Raw genomic sequence first — 24,000 nt, 5'->3', positions numbered from 1 at the left:
GGACAACCACTCATGACGACGCCCACGATCGAGCTGAAGCCCTCCGCCCACCCGCTCTCCAGCGCGGAGCGGGAGGCCATCCTGGCCAACCCCGGGTTCGGCCGCCACTTCACCGACCACATGGTGACCATCAAGTGGACGGAAGGCCGCGGCTGGCACGACGGTCAGCTCGTGCCGTACGCGCCGCTCTCGCTCGACCCGGCCACGACCGTCCTGCACTACGCCCAGGAGATCTTCGAGGGCCTCAAGGCCTACCGCCGCCCCGACGGCAGCGTCGCCACCTTCCGCCCCGAGAAGAACGCGCAGCGCTTCCAGTCCTCCGCCCGCCGCCTCGGCATGCCCGAGCTGCCCGTGGAGACCTTCATCGAGGCCTGTGACGTCCTCGTCCGCCAGGACCGGGCCTGGGTCCCGGCGCACGGCGGTGAGGAGTCCCTCTACCTGCGCCCCTTCATGATCGCGACCGAGGTCGGCCTCGGTGTGAAGCCCGCCAACGAGTACCTCTTCCTGGTCATCGCCTCCCCGGCCGGCGCGTACTTCCCCGGCGGCGTGAAGCCGGTCTCCATCTGGGTCTCGCAGGACCGCGTCCGCGCCGTCCCCGGTGGCATGGGCGACGCCAAGACGGGCGGCAACTACGCCGCGTCCCTGCTCGCCCAGGCCGAGGCCGCCGCCAAGGGCTGCGACCAGGTCTGCTACCTCGACGCGGTCGAGCACCAGTGGGTCGAGGAACTCGGCGGCATGAACCTGTACTTCGTGTACGGCGACAAGATCGTCACCCCGTCCCTCACCGGCTCCATCCTGGAGGGCGTCACCCGCGACTCCCTCCTCACCGTCGCCCGCGACCTCGGCTACCAGGCCGAGGAGGGCCGCGTCTCCCTCGACCAGTGGCGCCGCGACTCCGAGAACGGCACCCTCACCGAGGTCTTCGCCTGCGGCACGGCCGCCGTCATCACGCCGGTCGGCACGGTCAAGACCGACGGCGCCGAGTGGCAGCAGTCCGGCGGCGAGCCCGGCGAGGTCACCCTGAGGCTGCGTCAGGCGCTGCTCGACATCCAGCGCGGCACGGCCGAGGACAAGCACGGCTGGATGCACCAGCTGGCCTGATCACCGGCAGCACCCGGTGAGGGCCGGACCGGGCGAGGACGCCGGGTCCGGCCCTCACCGTCGTACGGGAAGCCGTACGGGATGCCGTACGGGAGAGTGAGCGTGCGGCCCGGGGCGAGTCGCCCGGGCCGCGGCTGCTCATATCGCGGGCGCGCGCTGCGGCTCCGCCTCGTCCGCGACCGCCGGGCGGCTCACCGGCGCCGACCATGTCAGCAGCAGGTAGGCCAGACCGCCGACCGCCCCCGACAGCAGGAAGCTGCAGTCCACCCCGCCGGTCAGCGCCAGCAGCGGACCCTCGTACGACGGCAGCGCCACGGCGAGACAGCCGACCACGGCGCCCAGGGCCCAGGACACGGTCGCCGCGATGTTCCAGCCGCCGCAGAACCAGTAGATCCCGCCCTTCGCGCGGCGGTTGAAGACCTGTAGGGCGTCGGCGTCGTACTCGCCGCGACAGCGGACGAAGCCGATGAGGGTGATGACCGCCCACGGCGTGCCGATCGCGGTGAGCAGCAGCACGAAGGAGGTCATCGCGGACTGCGTGTCGGAGAAGTAGTGGCCGAGGAACACGGAGACCGTGGCGACCACCGCGACCACACAGGTGGCCTTGGCTCGCGACAGCCGGGGCAGGATCGCGTCGAGGTCGAGGCCCATCGAGTAGAGCATCAGGCCCGCGTTGCCGACCGACCCGGCCGAGGCGGCGATCAGCAGCGGCAGCAGGTACCAGGCGGGGGCGGTCGCGGCGAGCGGCCCGGCGTAGTCGAGGGCGGCCTTGGCGGCGTACGAGGTGAAGGTGCCGAAGAGCTGCGGCACCAGCAGGCCGAGGATCAGCCCGAGCCAGGTCGCGCGCAGCACCTTGCGCGAGGAGTGGCGGGCGGGGGAGATGTAGCGGGTGTAGTCGCCGAGCAGGGTGATGAAGGCGACCGGGCCCGACAGGCCCGCGGCGACCGCGGCCAGCAGCCAGGTCGGCCAGAACCCGCCCAGCAGATAGCCGCCGGCCTCCGGCAGCGCGCCCGTCGAGAAGTCCGGGGCGTACGCGATCACGCCGAGGATCAGCAGGGCCGTCATGCCCACGGCGAGGATGCGGGACATCGCCAGCAGGACCTTGTAGCCGTAGACCGCGCCCGCGACGGTGGCCGCGGCGAGCAGGCCGTAGATCAGGACGTACGACAGGTCGTTCGCGGGCAGGCCGATCAGCCGGCCGAGCACGGTGACGGTCACGTCGCCGCCGATCCACACGGTCAGCGCGGTGTAGCCGAGGGCCAGCAGCAGCCCGACCACCGAGCCGACCAGCCGGCCGCGCACCCCGAACTGGGCGCCGGAGGACGTCGAGAGGTTGGTGGCCGTGCGCAGCGAGATGAGCGCGAGCGGCGCGGTGAAGGCCGTGCCGACCAGCGTGCCGACCACGATGGAGCTGACCGAAGCCCACCAGCCGAGCCCGAAGGACGGCGGCAGCCAGCCGAAGACGATCACTCCGAGACAGAGATTCGACCCGAGCAGGATCGAGACGAGGTCACGCGGACCGCTGGTGCGTTCCTCGTCGGGGATGGTGTCCACTCCGTGCTGTTCCATCGGCATGGGCGGGTCTCCTTTGATCAGCCACCTTGTAGTTTTGAGCGGCGTTCAATGTGACGTTCTCGAAGGTCCTACGTCAATGTTTCCGTCGTGGGAATCTCGTGTTTAGAGTGGTGCTCTAACCTGTGGAAGGCAAGGAGGTGCCCGCGTCATGAGACTGACCCCCACGGAACGTGACCGGCTGCTGCTCTTCGGAGCCGCCGAGCTGGCCCGCGCCCGCAGGGCCCGTGGCCTGCGGCTCAACGTCCCGGAGGCGACCGCCCTCATCGCGGACACCGTCTGCGAGGCCGCCCGCGACGGCAGGCGGCTGGCCGAGGCCATCGAGGCCGCCCGCGCCGTGCTCGGCCCCGACGACGTGCTGCCCGGCGTCGCCGACGTCGTCACCGAGGTGCACGTCGAGGCCGTCTTCGACGACGGCTCCCGGCTCGCGGTGGTCACCGACCCGATCGGCGGCGGACTCGGCGCCGAGGCCCCCGGCGCGCTGCTGCCCGGACCCGAACACGCCGACCCCGAGCCCGTCGTCCGGCTCACCGTCACCAACACCGCGCGCGTGCCCGTCTCGGTCACCTCGCACTTCCACTTCTTCGAGGCCAACCCGCGCCTGGACTTCGTCCGCGAGAAGGCCTACGGCATGCGGCTCGCCGTGCCCGCCGGATCGTCCGTGCGCTTCGGGCCCGGCGAGAGCGCCGAGGTGGGTCTCCTGCCGATCGGCGGCGACCGGATCGCGATCGGCTTCGCCGGGCTCGTCGACGGACCGCTGGACGCGCCGGGAGCGCGCGAGGAGGCGCTGCGCCGGGCAGCCGCCTGCGGATACCTGGGAGTTCCAGTCGAGGAGGTCAACCGATGAGCCGACCCGGAGGGCACCCCGCCGAAGCCCGTCGTCTCACCCCGTACGAGTACGCCGCCACGCACGGCCCCCGCGCCGGCGATCGCATCCGTCTCGGCGACTCCGGCCTGACCGTGAAGGTCGAGTCCGACGCCCAGAAGTACGGCGACGAGTTCCTGGCCGGCTTCGGCAAGACCGCCCGCGACGGACTGCACCTCAAGGCCGCCGCCGTCCGCGAGACCTGTGACGTCGTCATCAGCAACGTCGTCGTCATCGACGCCGCGCAAGGCATCCGCAAGGTCTCCATCGGCATCCGCGAGGGCCGCATCTGCGGGATCGGCCGGGCCGGCAACCCCGACACCCTCGACGGCGTCGACGTCGTCGTCGGCACCGGCACCTCCATCGTCTCCGGCGAGGGCCTCATCGCCACCGCCGGAGCCGTCGACACCCATGTCCACCTGCTGTCGCCGCGCATCATGGAGGCATCGCTCGCCTCCGGCGTCACCACGGTCATCGGCCAGGAGTTCGGCCCGGTGTGGGGCGTCGGCGTCAACTCCCCCTGGGCGCTGAAGCACGCCTTCAACGCCTTCGACGCCTGGCCCGTCAACATCGGCTTCCTCGGCCGGGGTTCGTCCTCCCACGAGGCGCCCCTGGTCGAGGCCCTCGCCGAGGGCGGCGCGTCCGGCTTCAAGGTGCACGAGGACATGGGCGCGCACACCAGGGCGTTGGACACCGCCCTGCGCGTCGCCGAGGAGCACGACGTCCAAGTGGCCCTGCACAGCGACGGCTTGAACGAGTGCCTCTCGGTCGAGGACACGCTGAAGGTGCTCGAAGGCCGGACCATCCACGCCTTCCACATCGAGGGCTGCGGCGGCGGACACGTCCCGAACGTCCTGAAGATGGCGGGCGTGCCGAACGTCATCGGCTCCTCCACCAACCCCACCCTGCCCTTCGGCCGGGACGCGGTCGCCGAGCACTACGGCATGATCGTCTCGGTCCACGACCTGAAGACCGACCTGCCCGGCGACGCCGCCATGGCCCGCGACCGCATCCGCGCCGGGACCATGGGCGCCGAGGACGTCCTGCACGACCTGGGCGCGATCGGCATCACCTCCTCCGACGCACAGGGCATGGGCCGCGCCGGCGAGACCGTCCGCCGTACGTTCGCCATGGCCGGCAAGATGAAGGCCGAGCTCGGCGACCCCGGCGTCGGCCACGACAACGAGCGCGTGCTGCGCTACATGGCCAAGCTGACCATCAACCCGGCCATCGCCCACGGCCTCGCCCACGAGGTCGGCTCCATCGAGGTCGGCAAGCTCGCCGACATCGTGCTGTGGCGCCCGGAGTACTTCGGCGCCAAGCCGCAGCTGGTGCTGAAGTCCGGCTTCCCGGCGTACGGCGTCGTCGGCGATCCCAACGCGGCCACCGACACCTGCGAACCTCTGGTCCTCGGGCCGCAGTTCGGTGCTTTCGGCGCGACCCCCGCCGACATCTCCGTGGCCTTCGTCGCCCAGGCCGCCCTCGACCAGGGCAACGACACCATGCCGACGCGCCGCCGCAGGGTCGCCGTACGCGGCACGCGCGGCATCGGCCCGGCCGACCTGCGGCTGAACTCCCGTACCGGACAGGTGGACGTCGACCAGCGCACGGGCCTTGTGACGCTGGACGGGGAGCCGCTGCGCTCGGACCCGGCCGACTCCGTCTCCCTCAACCGCCTCTACTTCCTCTGATTAGGACGTCTCCATGACCTACCGCATGCCCGCCGAATGGGACCCGCACGAGCGCACCTGGATGGCCTGGCCGGGCCCCAACCCGACCTTCACCAACGCCGAGGAACTGGCCGAGGCCCGCGCGGCCTGGGCGTCCGTGGCCCGCGCGGTACGCCGCTTCGAGCCCGTGACGGTGGTGCACGGCCCCGGCCAGGGCGACTCCGCCCGCGAGCTGCTCGGCCCGGACATCGACCTGGTGGAGCGCGAGCTCGACGACGCCTGGATGCGCGACATCGGCCCCACCTTCGTGAAGGACGCCGAGGGCCGGCTGGCCGCCGTGGACTGGGTGTTCAACGGCTGGGGCGGCCAGGACTGGGCCCGCTGGGAGCACGACTCCAAGATCGCCCGGCATGTCGCCGACCTCACCGGGGTCCCCGTACTGCCGTCGCCGCTGGTCAACGAGGGCGGCGCCATCCACGTCGACGGCGAGGGCACCGTCCTGCTGACCGACACCGTGCAGCTCGGCTCCGGGCGCAACCCCGACTGGACCCGTGAGCAGGTCGAGGCGGAGATCCACGCCAAGCTCGGCACCACCAAGGCCATCTGGCTCCCGCACGGCCTCGCCGGCGACTACGGCATGTACGGCACCCAGGGCCACGTCGACATCGTCGCGGCCTTCGCGAAGCCCGGCACGGTCGTCGTGCACAGCCAGAAGAACCCCGCGCACCCCGACCACGCCCGCTCCCAGCTCTACGTCGACATCCTGCGCGGCCAGACCGACGCCCGGGGCCGCACCCTGGAGGTCGTCGAGATCCCCGCGCCCACCGTCCTGCGCGACGAGGAGGGCGACTGGGTCGACTACTCCTACATCAACCACTACCTGTGCAACGGCGGCGTCGTGCTGTGCGGCTTCGACGACCCGAACGACGAGATCGCGGCCGGCATCTTCCGCCGGCTGTTCCCCGAGCGGACGGTGACCCTGGTCGACGCCCGGGCGATCTTCGCGGGCGGCGGCGGCATCCACTGCATCACCCAGCAGCAGCCCAAGGTGACCGTCGGGTAGCACGCGTCAGGTAGAACATACGGGTGAACGTACTGCTCTGCGCGGCCTGCGGCCGGCGGCTGACCGAGCCCGTCCGGCGGCTCGACGAGATGCCCGAGTATCCCGGCTGGGACGGCCTGCCCGACGCGGACGGACGACGGCACGGCCCGCCGAGCGTCCCGCGGGGAACGTACGTGGTCGACCCCCTGCCGTTCGGCGCGCCCTTCGTGCCGTACCAGGGGGACGACTACGACGGGATCGTGCCGGGCGGCATGTGGATGTCCGACGAGCGGGGTGAACTGGTGTCCGACGGGCCGCGTGGCACGTACGTTCTGCACCCTCTCGACGTCGTGGAACTCGCTCTCCACCCGGACGAGTCCCGGTGGGGCGGCTGCTGCGGCCCGAGCCCCCATCACGGCGTCAACCGCGTCTGCTCCTGCGGGGCGGAGGTCGCCGTCGCGGCTGCCGACTGCAGCGGCGGCTACGAGACCCGGCTCGTCCCCGACGCCGTCCGCGTGGAGGCCGCCGCGTGACCTCCCGCCGCCGTACCCCGGCCCCGCCCCGCGAGGAGGTACTGGCCGCCGCCATGGAGATGATCGCCGAGCGCGGTCTGGAGAAGCTCACCATGGCGGCGCTCGGCCGCGAGGTCGGCATGAGCAGCGGCCATCTCCTCTACTACTTCCACTCCAAGGACGAACTGCTGCTGCAGACCCTGGAGTGGAGCGAGAGCCGCCTCGGCGACGAACGCCGCCGCCTGCTGGCCCGCCCGGCGAGCGCCCGTGAACGCCTCGACGCCTATGTCGACCTGTACGTCCCCGACGGCCACCGCGACCCGCACTGGACGCTGTGGCTGGAGGTGTGGAACCGCTCGCAGAACGCCGAGGAGGCCGCGCGCGACCGCCAGTCGGAGATCGAGGGCGTCTGGCACCGCGACCTGGTGGCGCTGGTCGCCGAGGGCATCTCGCGCGGCGAGTTCCGTCCCCTGGACCCCGACCGCTTCGCGGCGCGGCTGCGCGCCCTGCTCGACGGCTTCGCCATCCACGTGGCCATCGGCCTGCGCGGCACGGACCGGGACCTGATCCTCGGCCATGTGCGGGAGTTCCTGGCCGAGGTGCTGCTGGTGGACGCCTGAGCTCGCATATTGAGACACCCCCGGTATGCGGGGGCGGTCTGTGCCAGACTGCCCCCGTGCTCTCGTTCGCCATGATTATTGGCAGCAGGCGCGCCGGTCCGCAGTGACCGCCTTCGTACGACCAGGTACGGGCGGACACCGTCGTCCTCGACCCGCGCGCAGACCTCTCGCACCCGCGAGGGGTTTTTCGCTTTTCTGGCCCACCCGCAGCCGGAGAGCACAGCGCGAGGGACCATTGGGGGGACGGTGGAGCCGGTCATTCCGGTAAGACCGAAGATCCACAACAGGAGCCTTGAGATCATGACCGCGACCGATTCGGCAACCAGCGAGCTCGACGACTCGTTCCACGTCTTCGACACCACCCTGCGCGACGGCGCCCAGCGGGAGGGCATCAACCTCACCGTCGCCGACAAGCTGGCCATCGCACGGCACCTGGACGAGTTCGGCGTCGGCTTCATCGAGGGTGGCTGGCCGGGCGCGAACCCGCGCGACACCGAGTTCTTCGCCCGCGCCCAGCAGGAGATCGACTTCCGGCACGCCCAGCTGGTCGCCTTCGGCTCGACGCGCCGCGCGGGCACCACGGCCTCCGAGGACCCGCAGGTCAGGGCCCTCCTCGACTCCGGCGCCCCGGTGATCACCCTGGTCGCCAAGTCCCACGACCGCCATGTGGAACTGGCCCTGCGCACGACGCTGGACGAGAACCTGGACATGGTCCGCGACACGGTCTCGTACCTCAAGGAGCAGGGCCGCCGGGTCTTCGTCGACTGCGAGCACTTCTTCGACGGCTACCGCGCGAACCCCGAGTACGCCAAGTCGGTCGTCCGCACGGCGTCGGAGGCGGGCGCCGACGTCGTCGTCCTGTGCGACACCAACGGCGGCATGCTCCCCGCCCAGATCCAGGCCATCGTCTCCACGGTCCTCGCCGACACCGGCGCCCGCCTCGGCATCCACGCCCAGGACGACACGGGCTGCGCCGTGGCGAACACCCTGGCCGCGGTGGACGCGGGCGCGACCCACGTCCAGTGCACGGCCAACGGCTACGGCGAGCGCGTCGGCAACGCCAACCTCTTCCCGGTCGTCGCGGCCCTGGAGCTGAAGTACGGCAAGAAGGTGCTGCCGGAGGGCCGGCTGCGGGAGATGACGCGGATCTCGCACGCCATCGCGGAGGTCGTCAACCTCACCCCCTCCACGCACCAGCCCTACGTGGGCGTCTCGGCCTTCGCCCACAAGGCCGGCCTGCACGCCTCGGCCATCAAGGTCGACCCGGACCTCTACCAGCACATCGACCCCGAGCAGGTCGGCAACACCATGCGCATGCTGGTCTCCGACATGGCCGGCCGCGCCTCCGTGGAGCTCAAGGGCAAGGAACTGGGCATCGACCTGGGCGGCGACCGCGAGCTGGTGGCCCGTGTCGTCGAGCGGGTCAAGGAGCGCGAACTCAAGGGCTACACCTACGAGGCGGCCGACGCCAGCTTCGAACTCCTGCTGCGCACCGAGGTGCAGGGCGGCCGGCCCCTGCGCTACTTCGAGGTCGAGTCCTGGCGCGCCATCGTCGAGGACCGCCCCGACGGCACCCACGCCAACGAGGCCACCGTCAAACTCTGGGCCAAGGGCGAACGCCTCGTCTCCACGGCCGAGGGCAACGGCCCCGTCAACGCCCTCGACCGCGCCCTCAGGATCGCCCTGGAGAAGATCTACCCGCAGCTCGCCAAGCTGGAGCTCGTGGACTACAAGGTCCGCATCCTGGAGGGCGTCCACGGCACCCAGTCCACGACGAGGGTCCTCATCTCCACCAGCGACGGCACCGGCGAGTGGTCCACCGTGGGCGTGGCCGACAACGTCATCGCGGCCTCCTGGCAGGCCCTGGAGGACGCCTACACGTACGGCCTGCTGCGGGCGGGAGTACAGCCGGCGGAGTGACGCCGGCTGTCCCTTCTAGCGCAGGGCCCACTTCTGGTTGGCGGCCCCCGTGCAGGACCAGATCTGGGCCCGCGCGCCCCGTTCGCCGGGGAGTTGTCCGTGACGTCCAGGCACTTGTTCGCGGCGAGGTTCACCACGTCGCCCGTCGAGGCGTTGTAGGACCAGCGCTGGGCTCCCGTGCCGTTGCAGTCGTACAGCTGGACCTTCGCCCCGTCGGACACGGAGCCGCCCGTGACGTCCAGGCACTTGCCGAGGGCCTGGACGGAACCGTCCGCGCGGACGGTCCAGCGCTGGGCCGACGTGCCGTTGCAGTCGTACAGCTGCACGGCCGTGCCGTTCGCGCTGGAACCGCCGGCCACGTCGAGGCACTTGCCCGCCAGGCCGACGAAGGACCCGGTCGTGTCGCCGCTCCCGGACTGGCTGCCCGTCCAGGTGAACGTCGCGGAGGTGCGGCCGGGCAGCGAGTAAGTCGCGTGCTGGCCGCCCCAGTTGACCGTCACCGTACGGGCCGACGTCGAGTCGTTGTACGCGATCAGCGCCTTGGAGCCGTCCGGGTTGCGCCAGGCCACGTTCGGGACCGCGGTGGACGCCGTCGAGGCGATCCGCTGGGCGCCCGGGCGGACGAACTTCGTGAGGTGGCCCATCGTGTAGTACTCGACGGTGAGGTCGACCTGGCCGTGCCGCGCGTCGCCGTTGTGGACCGTCACCAGGCCCGTGCAGACGCCGCAACCGCCGTTGTGCGGGCCCATGTTCTGGTCCACGGCCAGGGACCACTTCGTCACCGACTTCGCCCAGTTGCGGGTGTAGTCGATGATGTTCATCATGTCCTCGCGCTGCTGGTGCGCGATCCAGGTGCCGCCCGAGTGCTCGGTGCCGAAGGCGTCCAGCTGCGGGTACTGGTCGTGCACGGCGCTCTGCTTGGCGACGTCACCGCCGTAGCCGTGCCAGGCGATACCGCCGAAGTTCGGGTGGGAGCGGACCGCCGGGTCGTTCACCGTCTGGGCGGCGTAGGCGTCGTAGTCGGACCAGTTCCAGTCGTGGGCCAGGACTTTGGTGGACAGCCCTGCCGCGGCGAGCTTCGGGAGCAGCTCGTTCTTCGTGAAGTAGGCCAGCCCCGAGGCGTTCCAGCTCATCGACGGGTAGCCCGAGCAGCAGGTCGGCTCGTTCTGCGCGGTCACGTAGGAGATCGGGACGCCCTGGTCCCGGTACCCCTGGACGTACTTCACGAAGTAGTCCGCGTAGGCCCCGTAGTACTCCGCCTTCAGCCAGCCCCCGTTGAGCTGCCCGCTGTCCTTCATCCAGGCCGGCGCGGTCCACGGCGAGGCCATCACCGTCAGCGCGGGGTTGAGCTGCCGGGCCTGCCGGGTCAGCGGGACCACGTCCTGAAGGTCATGGGCGAGGGTGAATTCCGACAGGTCGGGGTCCGTCCGGCCCGCGGGGACGTCGTCGTAGGTGTAGCCGAAGCGCGCGAGGTCGGAGGCGCCCATGGGGTTGCGCAGGAACGACAGCCCGATGCCCTCCGTCGGCGAGAACAGCTTGCGCATGGTGTCGTCACGGGTCGCCTGCGACAGGGCCCCGCTGCCGTCCATCAGCCAGGCGGCGGTGTCGGTGAAGGACGCGCCGCCGCCGGTGAAGGTCTGGTAGCGGGTGTTCTCGTCGACGGTGATGTTCTCGCCGGCCCCGCCCGCGCCGGCCTGGAAGGCGAACGGCGTCTGCGGCTGGAGCCCGCGGACCACATGCCGTCCGCCGGAGTCGTCCGTGGTCGTCAGCCATACGGTGACCTGCTCGCCGGCGGCCTGCGCCGGGGTCGCCGTAGAACCGGCCGCCGCCGTGAGACCGGCCGTCGTCAGCAGCCCGGCCAGCAGCAGCCCGATGGATCTCCTCATGGTGCGCCGCCCTTCTGGAAGTGGGGTGGGGAGGCGTGCGAGCCGTGAGTAAATGACGGCTCCGCCACCCCGTCAAGGGCTCACGCGTTCATTACTCGAAACGACAACACCCCAGATCCGGCCGCTGGTTACGCGGGTATCAGTTCTGGCGTGAAGTCTTGACGGCGCCTCACTTCACCAGTTAACTCACGCCGTGATCTAAGCCGTGACGAGAGTCGAGGGACCGTTCCATGCGAAGAACCGCCCTGCTCGCCTGCGCCACCCTGCTCACCGGTCTGCTCCCTGTGGTGGCCGGCGCCGCCCAGGCCGCCGACGACCCCGCCCCCGTACCCGTCGACCGCTTCGAGGGCGAGGTCCCCTTCGCCGATCCCCCCGCCGGTGGCCTCTTCACCTGGGGCAGCGACACCGACGACCACCCCGCCCTCACGCTTCGGGCCCGCCCCGACGCCCCCGAGGGCGACAAGGTGCTCTCCGGGACGTACGACATCAGCGGCTGGGGCGGCTTCACCCACGACTTCGCCTTCGCCGAGCCCGCCCACGACTGGTCCGCCCACAAGGGCGTACGCCTGTGGTGGGAGGGGCACGGCACGGGCCGGAGCATCGCCTTCGAGCTGAAGGACGGCGGCGCGAACGGCGAGGCCTCCGAGCTGTGGACGACGTCCTTCGCCGACGACTTCACCGGCTGGAAGCAGATCGAGCTGCCCTTCACCGCGTTCACGTACCGCACGGACTACCAGCCCGTCGGCGGCATCGACCAGATCCTCGGGCTCACCGAGACCTGGGGCTACGCCCTCACCCTCCCGGTGGGCCTGAAGGGCGAGTTCGCCCTCGACGGCGTCGAACTCTACGGCCGCGCCGACCAGTCCAGGCGGGTGTCCGTCACCACCGACGCCGCCGTGCACCCCGTCGAGGAGGGCGGCACCGCCACCATCGGACTCACCCTCGGCACCATCGGGGGCACCCCCATCGACGAGCCGGTGACCGTCGCCTACGAGACCGGCCCAAGCGGCACCGCCGAGCCCGGCAAGGACTTCACGGCGGCCTCCGGGACCGTCACCTTCCCCGCCGGCACCCCCTCCGGCACCACCCGGACCCTGCGCGTCTCCACCCTCCACGACGACTCCGCCGAGCACGCCGAGACCGTCCCGGTCGCGCTCACCGTCACCGGCGCCAAGGCTCCCGCCGAGAACCCGCAGGTCGTCATCGACGCGCACGGGCTGCCGTATCTGAACCCGAAGCTCCCGGTGAAGCGGCGCGTCGCCGATCTGCTGTCCCGGATGTCCCTGGAGGAGAAGGCCGGCCAGATGACCCAGGCCGAGCGCGGCGCGGTCGCCGCCGACCCGGGGGACATCGCCGCGCAGGCCCTCGGCTCGCTGCTCTCCGGCGGCGGCTCCACGCCGACGCCCAACACGGCCGAGGCATGGGCCAGGATGATCGACGGGTTCCAGCTGCGGGCGCAGGCGACCCGGTTCCAGATCCCCCTCATCTACGGCGTGGACGCGGTGCACGGCCACAACAACCTGGTCGGCGCCACCGTCATGCCGCACAACATCGGCATCGGCGCGGCCCGTGACCCCGAACTCGCCCGCCGCACGGGCGCGGTGACCGCCGCCGAGGTCCGCGCCACCGGCGTGCCCTGGGACTTCGCCCCCTGTCTGTGCGTGACCCGCGACGAGCGGTGGGGCCGGTCGTACGAGTCCTTCGGCGAGGACCCCGCGCTCGTCGAGTCGATGGAGACGGTGATCCAGGGCCTGCAGGGCCGCGCGAACGGCGAGGACCTGGACCGGGACGACAAGGTGCTGGCCACCGCCAAGCACTTCGTCGGCGACGGCGGCACCGCCTACGGCTCCTCCACCACCGGCAGCTACACCATCGACCAGGGCGTCACCAAGGTCACCCGCGAGGAACTGGAGGCCGTGCATCTGGCCCCCTACCAGGACGCGGTCGACCGCGGAGTCGGCTCGGTCATGCCCTCCTACTCCTCCCTCGACCTGATCGGCGACGGCCGCGGACCGGTCAAGATGCACGCCCGCGCCGACATGATCAACGGCGTCCTGAAGGACCGTATGGGCTTCGAGGGCTTCGTCATCAGCGACTGGGCCGCCATCGACCAGATCCCCGGCGACCTCGCCTCGGACGTGCGGACGTCCGTCAACGCCGGCCTCGACATGATCATGGTGCCGTACGCCTACAAGGACTTCCGTACGACACTGGTCGCCGAGGTCCGCGCCGGACGGATCGCCGAGTCGCGCATCGACGACGCCGTGGCCCGCATCCTCACGCAGAAGTTCCGGCTGGGGCTGTTCGAGAAGCCGTACGCCGACACGTCCGGCGCCGCGGCCATCGGCTCGGCCGCGCACCGCGCGGTCGCCCGGGAGGCGGCGGCGAAGTCGCAGGTGCTGCTGAAGAACGACGGCGGCCTGCTGCCGCTCAAGAAGAGCCAGAAGGTGTACGTCGCCGGGTCCGACGCCGACGACATCGGCAACCAGACCGGCGGCTGGACCATCACCTGGCAGGGCGCGTCCGGAGACATCACCCCGGGCACGACCGTCCTGGAGGGACTGCGCGAGGCCGGAGGGGATGTCACCTGGTCCAAGGACGCCTCGGCCCCGACCGCCGGCCACGACGTCGGTGTGGTCGTCGTGGGGGAGACCCCGTACGCCGAGGGCATGGGCGATGTCGGCAACGGCCACGACCTGGAGCTGTCCGCCGCCGACCGGGCCGCGGTCGACAAGGTGTGCGCGGCGATGAAGTGCGCGGTGCTGATCGTGTCCGGGCGTCCGCAGCTGGTCGGCGACCGGCTGGGAAGCATCGACGCGCTGGTGGCGTCCTGGCTGCCGGGCACCGAGGGCGCCGGAGTCGCGGACGTGCTGTACGGGCGGCGGCCGTTCACCGGGCAGCTCCCCGTCACCTGGCCGAAGTCCGAGGCGCAGCTGCCGATCAACGTCGGGGACGCGGCGTACGACCCGCAGTACCCCTACGGGTGGGGCCTGACCACCGGCACCAAGGTGCCCGGCGGCGGAGCCGCGACCCTGAAGGCCCTCGGGGTGGCGGCTGCCGCGGCCGAGCGGGCCGGGGCGGACGAGGCCGGCCGCGCGCTGGTCGCCAAGGCCCGGCTGATCGTGCAGGCCAAGGCCGGACAGCACATCACCGCCGCGCTCGCGAAGCCCTTCGCGGAGGCGGAGCACCTGGCGCTCACCGGGCGCTACGGCGCGGCCGTGACGAAGCTGGCGGCCGCCTACCGGGCGGCCTGACCGCAGGGAAATATGACCGGTTCGGGTCCCTTCGGGCATCTTCGGGTAGCTTCGAGGTATGAAGGTCGTGCCCACGGCCCGAGGGCCCGCCGGTCTGCTGATCGCGCTGGCGTTCGCCGTCCTGACTCTGCTGACGGCGGGCGCCCCGCCCGCCGGTGCGGCCACCGATGTGTCGACGATCGCCGCGGCTCTCCGCGAGAGCCCGGTGTACGTCGCCCCCGGGGCCCAGGACCAGCTCTCCGACTCCGACGCGGAGGCCCTGGTCAAGAGGATCGAGGATGCCGACAAGCCGGTGTTCGTCGCGGTCCTGCCCGCCGACCAGCCCACCGGGACGCTGTTCCGGGATCTGCGGACCGCCACCGGGATCACCGGCCTGTACGCGATCCGCGTCGGCGACCGCTTCGACGCCCGCGCCGACTCCTCCGTCCTGCCGCGCGGCGCCGTGGCGAATCTCGTCCAGAGCGTCCAGGGCGTGGACGATCCCGCCACCCAGCTGAGCGACTTCACCGACCGGGCCGTGGCCAACATGGGCGGCTCGGCGCCGTCGAGCTGGGACTCCGGTGACCGGGGCGGGGCCTCGACCGGCACGCTCGTCACCCTCGGCGTGGTTCTCGCGGCGGGCGGCGCGGGCGCCTACACCCTGGTCCGCCGCAACCGGCGCCGGCACGAACAGGCCCAGCGCGAGGCGCTGGAGAAGCTGCGGGTCGTCGTCGACGAGGACATCACCGCGTACGGCGAGGAACTGGACCGCCTCGACTTCCAGCCTGCCGAACCCGGCGCCGACGACGCCATGCGCGAGGACTACTCCCATGCCCTGGACTCCTACGAGCAGGCGAAACGCCTGATGGAACAGGCCCGCAGGCCGGAGGACGTGCGCGCGGTGACGCAGGCGCTGGAGGACGGCCGCTTCTCGCTGGCCCGGCTCGCGGCCCGCCGCGAGGGCAGGCCGCTGCCCGAGCGCAGGCCGCCCTGCTTCTTCGATCCGCGGCACGGCCCCTCGGTGGCGGACGTGGAGTGGACGCCCCAGGCCGGCGCGACCCGGCAGGTCCCGGTCTGCGCCGCCGACCAGGCCCGACTCGCCGACGGCCGCGATCCCCTCGTCCGTGAGGTGGACACCGTCTCCGGCCGTCGCCCCTACTGGGACGCCGGTCCCGCCTACGGCCCCTGGGCCGGCGGCTACTTCGGCGGCGGCCTGCTGCCCGGCCTGCTCATCGGCACCATGCTCGGCAGCGCCATGGCGACCCCGGCGTACGCCACCGACTACGGCTCCGGGTACGGCGACTTCGGCGGCGGCGGTTACGAGGGCGGCGACGTCTCCGGCGGGGACTTCGACACCGGTGACTTCGGCGGCGGCTTCGGGGGAGGCGACTTCGGCGGAGGCGGAGGCGGAGGCGGGGGCGGGGACTTCGGTGGGGGAGGGGACTTCGGGGGCGGGGTTCTGAAACGCCGAGCGCCCGCCCTCCCCGGTGAGGGGATGAGGGCGGGCGCGCTCAGTGCGGTCCGGGCGTCAGGCGTTCTTGATCGCCGAGATGTCGAAGTTCAGCTTGATCTTGTCGGACACGAGGACGCCACCCGTCTCCAGCGCCGCGTTCCAGGTCAGGCCCCACTCGGAGCGCAGGATCTCGGCCTTGCCCTCGAAGCCGACACGCTCGTTGCCGAACGGGTCCTTCGCCGCGCCGTTGAACTCCAGGTCGATGGTGAGCGGCCGGGTGACACCGAGGATCGACAGGTCGCCGGTGATGCGGTAGTCGTCCCCGCCGAGGGCCTCGGCCTTGGTGGAGCGGAAGGTCATCGTCGGGAACTCGTCGGTCCTGAAGAAGTCGGCGCTCTTCAGGTGACCGTCGCGGTCGGCGTTGCCGGTGTCGATGCTGTCCATCTTGACGTCGAGCGAGGCGGAGGACCGGGCCGGGTCGGTGCCGTCGAGGTGCAGCGAGCCGGAGAAGTCGAGGAACTTGCCCTTGACGTTGGTCACCATCGCGTGCCGGGCGACGAAGCCGAGCGTGGTGTGCGAGGCGTCGATGGTGTAGTCGCCGGTCAGCGCGGCCAGGTCCGGGTTCACCGGGGCGGCGGTGGCGGTCGTGGCGCTGTCGCTGTCCTTGCGGCCGAAGATGCCCATGGTGTGCTCCTTGAGGGGGACGGAAGCTGTTGAATGTTCAACGAGCTCAACGAGAACGACGGTAGACCTATTCCGTTCAAAGTTCAACATCTTCGGCAGGGTCGATCCGGGACGTCCTGCGGATGGCCTACCGTGGTGATCGGCGACACCCCTAACTGTTTTTGTCGGACCCCTACAGCCCCTATGCCCTCTGAGCAGTCGAAACGCCTGCATGGACCTACGGTTCTGTTCAGTCGCACCAGGAAAACGGGCCGGAGACTGTACAGAGTCGACGGCTCGCAATCCTTGGTGGGCTTCGTAAGGTCACTACATGACCGTTTTGGAAGAGACGACGGGTGAGCCCACCGACGCGCGCGGGCGGGTCGCCGAGCTGCACGAGATCCGTGCGCAGGCGGTGGCCGGACCGAGCGAGAAGGCGACGGCGGCACAGCATGCCAAGGGCAAGCTGACCGCGCGGGAGCGCATCGAGCTGCTCCTGGACCCCGGCTCCTTCCGGGAGGTCGAGCAGCTGCGCCGGCACCGCGCCCAGGGCTTCGGTCTGGAGGCGAAGAAGCCGTACACCGACGGTGTCATCACTGGCTGGGGCACGGTCGAGGGCCGGACGGTCTTCGTGTACGCGCACGACTTCCGGATCTTCGGCGGCGCGCTGGGCGAGGCCCACGCCACGAAGATCCACAAGATCATGGACATGGCCATCGCGGCCGGCGCCCCGCTCGTGTCCCTCAACGACGGCGCGGGCGCCCGTATCCAGGAGGGCGTCAGCGCCCTCGCCGGCTACGGTGGCATCTTCCAGCGCAACACCCGGGCCAGCGGTGTCATCCCCCAGATCTCGGTGATGCTCGGCCCGTGCGCGGGCGGCGCGGCCTACTCGCCGGCCCTGACGGACTTCGTGTTCATGGTCCGCGAGACCTCGCAGATGTTCATCACCGGCCCCGACGTGGTCAAGGCGGTGACCGGCGAGGAGATCACGCAGAACGGCCTCGGCGGCGCCGACGTCCACGCCGAGACCTCAGGCGTGTGCCACTTCGCCTACGACGACGAGGAGACGTGCATCGCCGAGGTGCGCTACCTCCTCTCGCTCCTGCCGCAGAACAACCGCGAGAACCCGCCGCGCGCGGAGTCCGCGGACGCGCCGGACCGCCGCTCGGACGTCCTGCTCGACCTCGTCCCGGCCGACGGCAACCGGCCGTACGACATGACCAAGGTCATCGAGGAGATCGTCGACGACGGCGAGTACCTGGAGGTCCACGAGCGCTGGGCCCGCAACATCATCTGCGCCCTGGCCCGGCTCGACGGCCAGGTCGTCGGCATCGTCGCCAACCAGCCGCAGAGCCTCGCCGGTGTCCTGGACATCGAGGCGTCGGAAAAGGCCGCGCGCTTCGTCCAGATGTGCGACGCCTTCAACATCCCGATCGTCACTCTTCTGGACGTGCCCGGCTTTCTCCCTGGTGTGGACCAGGAGCACGGTGGAATCATCCGGCACGGCGCCAAGCTCCTCTACGCCTACTGCAACGCCACCGTGCCGAGGATCTCCCTGATCCTGCGCAAGGCGTACGGAGGTGCGTACATCGTCATGGACAGCCAGTCCATCGGTGCCGACCTCACCTACGCGTGGCCCACGAACGAGATCGCCGTGATGGGCGCCGAGGGTGCCGCCAACGTCATCTTCCGGCGGCAGATCGCCGACGCCGAGGACCCCGAGGCCATGCGGCAGAAGATGGTCAAGGAGTACAAGGCCGAGCTGATGCACCCGTACTACGCGGCCGAGCGCGGCCTCGTGGACGACGTCATCGACCCGGCCGAGACCCGCGAGGTGCTCATCCGGTCCCTGGCGATGCTCCACACGAAGCACGCCGACCTGCCGTCCCGCAAGCACGGCAACCCCCCGCAGTAACCCGACGGACCATCCGCCGTCCCGCTGCGGAAACCTCATCCACGGAGACTGACACCCATGAACCTCCCTGACATCCGCGTCGAGAAGGGCCACGCCGAGCCCGAGGAAGTGGCCGCCCTGACGGCCATCCTCCTCGCCCGCGCCGCCGCCCAGCCGACCCCCGCCCCGGCCCACCGCGGCCGCGCAAAAGCCGGCTGGCGCCGCCTTGAGCGCGAGCCGGGCTTCCGAGCCCCGCACAGCTGGCGCTGAGCCGGACAGACAAACAGCAGGGCCCCTCTCGAAAAGAGAGGGGCCCTGCTGTTGTTTTTAGGGGCGCGGGGCTGTATCGATATGCGGCTCCGCCGCGCGGGCGCGAGCAACCAAAGAGCTGCCGCAGACGGCATACAACCGTCCACGGCAGCTCAATAGCCGATCCAGTAAAGCCTCTTACCGAAGCCGAGCCATCAGCGCATGCTCCACCAGCGTGATCAGCGTCGACTTGGCATCCGCCCGATGCCGCGCGTCGGTCGTGATGATCGGGGTGTCCGGCCCGATCTGGAGGGCCTCGCGGACCTCCTCCGGCTGGTACGGCTGGTTCCCGTCGAAGCCGTTGAGGGCGATGACGAACGGCAACCCGCTGTTCTCGAAGTAGTCGACGGCCGGGAAGCAGTCGGCGAGGCGCCGGGTGTCCACGAGCACCACCGCACCGATCGCACCGCGTACCAGGTCGTCCCACATGAACCAGAACCGGTCCTGGCCGGGCGTACCGAAGAGGTACAGGATCAGGTCCTGGTCGAGGGTGATGCGGCCGAAGTCCATGGCGACCGTGGTGGTCGTCTTGTCCCCGGTGTGGGTGAGGTCGTCGATGCCGGCCGACGCGGACGTCATGACGGCCTCTGTGCGCAGCGGGTTGATCTCCGAGACGGCGCCGACGAACGTGGTCTTGCCCACGCCGAAGCCGCCCGCCACCACGATCTTCGCGGAGGTGGTGGAGCGGGAAGGACCGCCGCTAGAGCTTGCGAAGTCCACTGAGCACCCTTTCGAGCAGTGTCACGTCTGGCTGGCCGCCGGCGTTCTCGGCGCCGCCTGGCTGATGGATGGCGACCAGGCCCGCCTCCGCCAAGTCGGCGACGAGGATCCTGGCCACGCCGAGGGGGATCGTGAGCAGGGCCGAGATCTCGGCCACCGACTTGATCTCCCGGCACAGATTGCAGATCCGCTGATGCTCGGGCAGCTGGCCCTGCATCTGGTGCGGAGCCGCGGTGGTGTGCACCAGCGCCTCGATGGCGAGCTGGTACCGCGGCCTGGTGCGGCCGCCCGTCATGGCGTACGGACGCACCAGGGGGTTGTTCGACGCCCCGGCGGGCGCCGGCTCAGGGGCACGTCGCTGCGGCTGCACGGGCTGGATGCGCGGTGCCTGCGGCTGGTCGTACGGCGAGGGGCCGGGGCCCTGCGGGACGTACGGCTGCCGGTGGCCCGGGGTGGAGGGGAAGTCGTACCGGTTCTGGGAACCGTCGCCGTGACCCTGGGCAGGGTCGTACGACCAGTTACCCGATGAACCGCCTGGGGGTGTTGCCACTTCTTCCTCCTCCGACTGTGCCGGGCACCCATACCTGTGGAGCCGCGTCCCGAAACCTTACGGTCTCGGGAGGCGAAAACGCACCGTCCGTCTGTCAGTTGAGCAGGCTCCCCTGGAGCTCCGCCCGCAGGTCCGGGGTCAGTACGGTGCCCGCGCGGTCCACCAGAAGGGCCATCTCGTACCCAATGAGGCCGATGTCCGCTTCCGGGTGGGCCAGCACCGCGAGCGAGGAACCATCGGAAATGGACATGATGAAGAGGAATCCCCGCTCCATCTCCACAACCGTCTGGTTCACGCTGCCGCCCTCGAAGATGCGCGAGGCACCGGCGGTCAGCGAGGTCAGACCGGAGGCGACGGCCGCGAGCTGGTCGGCGCGGTCGCGGGGGAAGCCTTCGGACATCGCCAGAAGGAGTCCGTCGGCGGAGACCACCACGGTGTGGGACACCCCAGGGGTGTTGTCCACGAAGTTGGTGATCAACCAGTTCAGGTTCTGTGCCGCCTGGCTCATCGGGCTCACACTAACGCTCCTGGTTGTAGGTGCTGTCAGGACCGAAGCCCTGGCCGTTCGTTTCACTTCCTGCGCTGCGTCCCCGCTGGACACCCCGGCGCAGGTTGCTCAGCCTGCCCCGGACGTCCTCGGGGGCGCGGGAGACCTGTGGGCCGCCCTGCGGGGTCGATTCCGCGGTGCCTTCGACCAGATTGGCCTTGGGCACCCGCCTCGGCAGGCCGGAGGAGGTGACCCCGCCCGCCTTGGGCTTCCTCAGCTGCGCGGCCTGCTGCCAGCGCTCGTCGTTCGCCGAGCGCCAGGTGTCGCCGTTGCTCTCCGGCGCGGAGGCCGGAGCTTCCCGGTCCGCGGGCCGAGCGCCGTTCGCGCTGCCGCCCGTGGCCCCGCGACGGGGGAGCCCGGCGTCGGTGGAGCCGGTGGACCCGCGGCGCGGAAGTCCGGCGTCGGTCAGCGCGTGCCCGGTGGAGGAAGCCGCATCCGGACGGTCGAAGCCTACGCGGTCCCGCTCACTCGCGTCAGCGGCCTGCGTCGATTCCGCTTGCGGAGCGTACTGGTCCGGGTAGCCGTTCTGGTAGCCGTCCTGCTGCTGCCAGTCCGCCTGGTAGGACTGCTCCTGGTAGCCGGAGAAGGTGTCCTGGCCGGCGGGGGGCACCGTCGCGTGCTGCTCCTGGCCGCCCTCCGCATAGCCCGGCTCGGGGTAGCCGCCGGGGGACGAGAAACCGTCGCCCTGCGGCAGACCGCCGTTGGGCGCGTAGTACTGCTCGTCGTACGCGGGCTGCTGCTGCTCCTCGTACGACGTCTGACGGCCGTACGCGCCGGACTCGTCCGGGTAGCCGTTCTGGCCGCCCGCGTAGCCGTGACCGGTGAACTCGTCGTACGACGACTCGTCGGAGTCCTGCGACGGCTGCTGGCCGTGCGTCTGGGCCTCCAGGGCCGCGCGGCGCTCCTCGCGCATCAGGGAGCGGCCCACCGGGTCCAGCTCGCGGATGTCGTCGGGGACCTCGGTGTAGCGGCTGTCGTCGAAGCCGAGCTCGGCGGCCGTGCGCATCGGCTGGGCCTGCTGCCCGCCGAAGTCCTCGCCGCGGAACTGCTGCTCCGGGATGATCTGCGAGACGGTGAACTCGTCGCGCTCCATCGCCTGCTCGCCACCACCACCGTGCGTGATCGCGTCCGGCAGCATGACCAGCGACGTCGTACCGGCCTGCTCGCCCGAGGGGCGCAGCTGGACCCGGATGCCGTGCCGGTCGGACAGCCGGCCGACCACGAACAGGCCCATGCGCTGGGAGATCGCGGCGTCCACGGTCGGCGGGTTCGCCAGCTTGTGGTTGATGTCCGCGAAGTCCTCGGCCGTGAGGCCGATGCCCTTGTCGTGGATCTCGACCATCACACGGCCGTCGGGCAGACGGGTCGCGGTGACGCGGACCTTGGTCTGCGGCGAGGAGAACGTCGTCGCGTTCTCCAGGAGCTCAGCGAGCAGGTGCACGAGGTCGGTGACCGCGCGGCCGTGGATGTCGGCCTCGGGGACGCCGGACAGCTCGATGCGCTCGTACTGCTCCACCTCGGAGGAGGCGGCGCGCAGCACGTCCACCAGCGGGACCGGCTGGTCCCAGCGGCGGCCGGGTTCCTCGCCGGCGAGGACCAGGAGGTTCTCGCCGTTACGGCGCATACGGGTCGCGAGGTGGTCCAGCCGGAAGAGGTTCTCCAGCTGGTCCGGGTCGGCCTCGTTGTTCTCCAGGTCGGTGATCAGGGTCAGCTGGCCCTCGATCAGCGACTGGTTGCGGCGCGACAGGTTGGTGAAGATCGCGTTGATGTTGCCCCGCAGCAGGGCCTGCTCGGCGGCGAGGCGGACCGCTTCGCGGTGGACCTGGTCGAAGGCACGGGCGACCTCGCCGATCTCGTCCGTGGTCGTGATCGGAATGGGCGCGACCCGGGTGTCGACACGGCCGGGGTCGGTGCGCGAGAGCTGGTCGACCAGCATCGGCAGACGCTGCTCGGCGATACCGAAGGCGGCGTTGCGCAGCTGGCGCATCGCGCGGCTCATCTGGCGGGCGACCATGCCGGCCAGGATGAACGCGGCGAGCAGGGCCACGACGACGATGCCACCGGTGACGAAGGCGTCCTGCTTGGCGTCGTCGGCGATGACCTGGGCCTCGTCCACGGCCTTGTCCACGAGCTCGGTCTCGACCGTGTTGTAGCCCTCGAACTTCGCGGTGGAGGCGCCCATCCAGGTCTGGACGGTGACGCCCTTCTCCGCCAGCTGCTCGGCGCTGAAGGCGCCGGAGGCGATGCCCTGGACCATGCGGTCGGCGGCGGGCATGGCGGAGTAGGCGCCGCCCTGCGTGGAGGAGGTCTGGCCGGCGTCGACCGCGGTGCCCTTGTCACCGACGGCCTTGCGCTGCTCGGCCATGACCTCGTCGAGCCGGTCGACGTCACCCTGGGTGGCGCCGGAGACGAACTCGTTGACCGCGATGCCCTCGAGGTAGCGGTAGGAGACCAGCGAGACGCGCTGCTGGGTGGCCACCTCGGGCTTGTCGCTCGGGCGCAGCAGCAGGTGCGTGCCGATCGAGCGCTGCAGCGAGGCGGCGGCCTTGGCGAGCGAGACGGCGTACACGGTACGGCCGTAGCTGGTGATGTTGCCGGTGCCGAGGTTCAGCTCGTTGGCGAACTCCATCAGACCGTGCTGGACGGCGACGTAGCCCTCCTCGGTCTTCACCGGGTCCATGGCCTCGGTGTAGGCGGCCTTGCGCAGCGCGTCGAGCTTGCTCTCGTTGGACTCGAACAGCTCCATACGGCGCTTCAGCGAGGCCGTCTGCGGAAGGTCCTGGGCCGCCTCGTCGAAGTTCTGCTTGGCCGCGTCGGTGGCGGCCCGCAGCTTCTCGACGTCGTCGGTGACGCCCTTGCCGGCGAGCAGGTCGGGCGCGCTCAGGTCGCGCTCGTCGAGGAGGGCCTGGCCGTACTCGTCGGCGGCGCGCACGAGCAGCGCCACCTTCTCGGCGTCCTCGGCCTGCTGCCAGGTGTCGATCGAGCTCTTCACCTGGAAGCCGCCCATGACGAGGCCGACCAGCACGGGTATGAGCAGGATCGCGTTCAGCCGGGTCGGCACCCGCCAGTTGCGCGGGGACAGCCGGCCGCCGCTCTCGACGGGGGCGGCCGCGGGCTCCGAGCCGGGCACGGGGGCGGGCGCCGCACCGCGCGGCGGCGGGGTGAAGTTGCCCCGCGCGGGCGGCTCGGGACCGTTCTTGCTTCGCCTCACTCGACCAACAACCTCTCGGCGGCGGGCACCTACGTCGTGCCGCAGTGTCTCAGAGCCCGGTTCGTCATCGACCACGGAGTACGTCTTTGACTAATGGGCAGTTCAGGCATTCCAGCACGTCAACCAGTGCAGTTCCAAACATGGGGAAGCACCGGATCGGGATCTTGTAAGGGCCAGATAAAACGGTCATAAAGAGCGAGCCCCGTCAAAAGACGGGGCTTTCGTGAGCGCA

16 protein-coding genes and 2 pseudogenes are annotated in these 24,000 nt (G+C 70.8%); 11 read left to right on the top strand and 7 right to left on the bottom strand.

Features of this window, described 5'->3' with window-relative positions:
- Window positions 1-12: 12 nt before the first annotated feature.
- Window positions 13-1,101 (top strand): branched-chain amino acid aminotransferase, encoded by a 1,089-nt coding sequence (locus RKD23_RS11505; protein ID WP_424853592.1) that lies wholly within the window; start codon window positions 13-15, stop codon window positions 1,099-1,101.
- 138 nt (window positions 1,102-1,239) lie between these two features.
- Here RKD23_RS11505 and RKD23_RS11500 read toward each other — a convergent pair whose 3' ends face one another.
- Window positions 1,240-2,676: a cytosine permease gene (locus RKD23_RS11500; protein ID WP_424853591.1), complete on the bottom strand. Its 1,437-nt coding sequence runs from the start codon at window positions 2,674-2,676 to the stop codon at window positions 1,240-1,242.
- A gap of 148 nt (window positions 2,677-2,824) precedes the next feature.
- Here RKD23_RS11500 and ureA point away from each other — a divergent pair, with 148 nt between their 5' ends.
- The 6 genes from ureA to cimA all read left to right on the top strand — a co-directional run bounded on the left by ureA (window position 2,825) and on the right by cimA (window position 9,302).
- Window positions 2,825-3,520: an urease subunit gamma gene (gene ureA / locus RKD23_RS11495; protein ID WP_424853590.1), complete on the top strand. Its 696-nt coding sequence runs from the start codon at window positions 2,825-2,827 to the stop codon at window positions 3,518-3,520.
- Window positions 3,517-5,229, top strand: coding sequence for an urease subunit alpha (locus tag RKD23_RS11490; protein WP_424853589.1), 1,713 nt, complete (start codon window positions 3,517-3,519; stop codon window positions 5,227-5,229). The genes ureA and RKD23_RS11490 overlap by 4 nt, the downstream gene beginning before the upstream one ends.
- 13 nt (window positions 5,230-5,242) lie before the next feature.
- Window positions 5,243-6,271, top strand: coding sequence for an agmatine deiminase family protein (locus RKD23_RS11485; RefSeq protein ID WP_424853588.1), 1,029 nt, complete (start codon window positions 5,243-5,245; stop codon window positions 6,269-6,271).
- A 23-nt stretch (window positions 6,272-6,294) separates the two neighbouring features.
- Entirely contained in the window at window positions 6,295-6,783 is a 489-nt protein-coding gene (locus RKD23_RS11480) for a hypothetical protein (RefSeq protein ID WP_424853587.1), read from the top strand.
- Window positions 6,784-6,836: 53 nt separating this feature from the next.
- Complete coding sequence (locus tag RKD23_RS11475; RefSeq protein WP_404046642.1) at window positions 6,837-7,382, top strand: TetR/AcrR family transcriptional regulator; 546 nt, start codon at window positions 6,837-6,839, stop codon at window positions 7,380-7,382.
- Between the two features lie 300 nt (window positions 7,383-7,682).
- Window positions 7,683-9,302 (top strand): citramalate synthase, encoded by a 1,620-nt coding sequence (gene cimA / locus RKD23_RS11470; RefSeq protein WP_424853586.1) that lies wholly within the window; start codon window positions 7,683-7,685, stop codon window positions 9,300-9,302.
- Between the two features lie 15 nt (window positions 9,303-9,317).
- Here cimA and RKD23_RS11465 read toward each other — a convergent pair.
- Window positions 9,318-11,188: pseudogene (locus RKD23_RS11465) on the bottom strand (ricin-type beta-trefoil lectin domain protein).
- A 230-nt stretch (window positions 11,189-11,418) separates the two neighbouring features.
- Here RKD23_RS11465 and RKD23_RS11460 point away from each other — a divergent pair.
- A complete protein-coding gene (locus RKD23_RS11460; RefSeq protein ID WP_424853585.1) occupies window positions 11,419-14,442 on the top strand; it encodes a glycoside hydrolase family 3 protein in 3,024 nt (1,007 codons plus the stop codon).
- 58 nt (window positions 14,443-14,500) lie between these two features.
- Window positions 14,501-15,865, top strand: a pseudogene (locus tag RKD23_RS11455) (hypothetical protein); the annotation flags it as partial.
- 84 nt (window positions 15,866-15,949) lie between these two features.
- On the opposite strand, the gene RKD23_RS11450 reads toward RKD23_RS11455, so the two are convergent.
- A complete protein-coding gene (locus tag RKD23_RS11450; protein ID WP_424858217.1) occupies window positions 15,950-16,558 on the bottom strand; it encodes a YceI family protein in 609 nt (202 codons plus the stop codon).
- A 310-nt stretch (window positions 16,559-16,868) separates the two neighbouring features.
- Here RKD23_RS11450 and RKD23_RS11445 point away from each other — a divergent pair, with 310 nt between their 5' ends.
- Window positions 16,869-18,452, top strand: coding sequence for an acyl-CoA carboxylase subunit beta (locus tag RKD23_RS11445; protein ID WP_404046247.1), 1,584 nt, complete (start codon window positions 16,869-16,871; stop codon window positions 18,450-18,452).
- 57 nt (window positions 18,453-18,509) lie between these two features.
- Entirely contained in the window at window positions 18,510-18,701 is a 192-nt protein-coding gene (locus tag RKD23_RS11440) for an acyl-CoA carboxylase subunit epsilon (protein WP_404046250.1), read from the top strand.
- Window positions 18,702-18,878: 177 nt separating this feature from the next.
- Here the strand turns inward: RKD23_RS11440 and RKD23_RS11435 are convergent, their stop codons facing one another.
- From RKD23_RS11435 to RKD23_RS11420, 4 genes are all read right to left on the bottom strand, one after another.
- Window positions 18,879-19,460: a GTP-binding protein gene (locus tag RKD23_RS11435; RefSeq protein WP_424853584.1), complete on the bottom strand. Its 582-nt coding sequence runs from the start codon at window positions 19,458-19,460 to the stop codon at window positions 18,879-18,881.
- Window positions 19,441-20,010, bottom strand: coding sequence for a DUF742 domain-containing protein (locus RKD23_RS11430; RefSeq protein ID WP_424853583.1), 570 nt, complete (start codon window positions 20,008-20,010; stop codon window positions 19,441-19,443). The genes RKD23_RS11435 and RKD23_RS11430 overlap by 20 nt, the downstream gene beginning before the upstream one ends.
- A gap of 94 nt (window positions 20,011-20,104) precedes the next feature.
- A complete protein-coding gene (locus tag RKD23_RS11425; protein ID WP_004983065.1) occupies window positions 20,105-20,518 on the bottom strand; it encodes a roadblock/LC7 domain-containing protein in 414 nt (137 codons plus the stop codon).
- A gap of 10 nt (window positions 20,519-20,528) precedes the next feature.
- Window positions 20,529-23,768 (bottom strand): nitrate- and nitrite sensing domain-containing protein, encoded by a 3,240-nt coding sequence (locus RKD23_RS11420; RefSeq protein WP_424853582.1) that lies wholly within the window; start codon window positions 23,766-23,768, stop codon window positions 20,529-20,531.
- Between the last annotated feature and the right edge of the window lie 232 nt (window positions 23,769-24,000).

It is taken from the genome of Streptomyces sp. SAI-170 (assembly GCF_049739565.1).
In the GTDB taxonomy this organism is placed as follows: Bacteria; Actinomycetota; Actinomycetes; order Streptomycetales; family Streptomycetaceae; genus Streptomyces.
This window is presented reverse-complemented; position numbering and strand designations above follow the sequence as displayed.

Bases quoted from the DNA above. Each gene is read 5' to 3' on its own strand.
- RKD23_RS11505 (WP_424853592.1), top strand. From the start codon at position 13: ATGACGACGCCCACGATCGAGCTGAAGCCCTCCGCCCACCCGCTCTCC.
- RKD23_RS11440 (WP_404046250.1), top strand. From the start codon at position 18,510: ATGAACCTCCCTGACATCCGCGTCGAGAAGGGCCACGCCGAGCCCGAG.
- RKD23_RS11450 (WP_424858217.1), bottom strand. From the start codon at position 16,558: ATGGGCATCTTCGGCCGCAAGGACAGCGACAGCGCCACGACCGCCACC.
- ureA (WP_424853590.1), top strand. From the start codon at position 2,825: ATGAGACTGACCCCCACGGAACGTGACCGGCTGCTGCTCTTCGGAGCC.
- RKD23_RS11445 (WP_404046247.1), top strand. From the start codon at position 16,869: ATGACCGTTTTGGAAGAGACGACGGGTGAGCCCACCGACGCGCGCGGG.
- RKD23_RS11485 (WP_424853588.1), top strand. From the start codon at position 5,243: ATGACCTACCGCATGCCCGCCGAATGGGACCCGCACGAGCGCACCTGG.
- RKD23_RS11460 (WP_424853585.1), top strand. From the start codon at position 11,419: ATGCGAAGAACCGCCCTGCTCGCCTGCGCCACCCTGCTCACCGGTCTG.
- RKD23_RS11500 (WP_424853591.1), bottom strand. From the start codon at position 2,676: ATGCCGATGGAACAGCACGGAGTGGACACCATCCCCGACGAGGAACGC.
- RKD23_RS11490 (WP_424853589.1), top strand. From the start codon at position 3,517: ATGAGCCGACCCGGAGGGCACCCCGCCGAAGCCCGTCGTCTCACCCCG.
- cimA (WP_424853586.1), top strand. From the start codon at position 7,683: ATGACCGCGACCGATTCGGCAACCAGCGAGCTCGACGACTCGTTCCAC.
- RKD23_RS11475 (WP_404046642.1), top strand. From the start codon at position 6,837: ATGGAGATGATCGCCGAGCGCGGTCTGGAGAAGCTCACCATGGCGGCG.
- RKD23_RS11425 (WP_004983065.1), bottom strand. From the start codon at position 20,518: ATGAGCCAGGCGGCACAGAACCTGAACTGGTTGATCACCAACTTCGTG.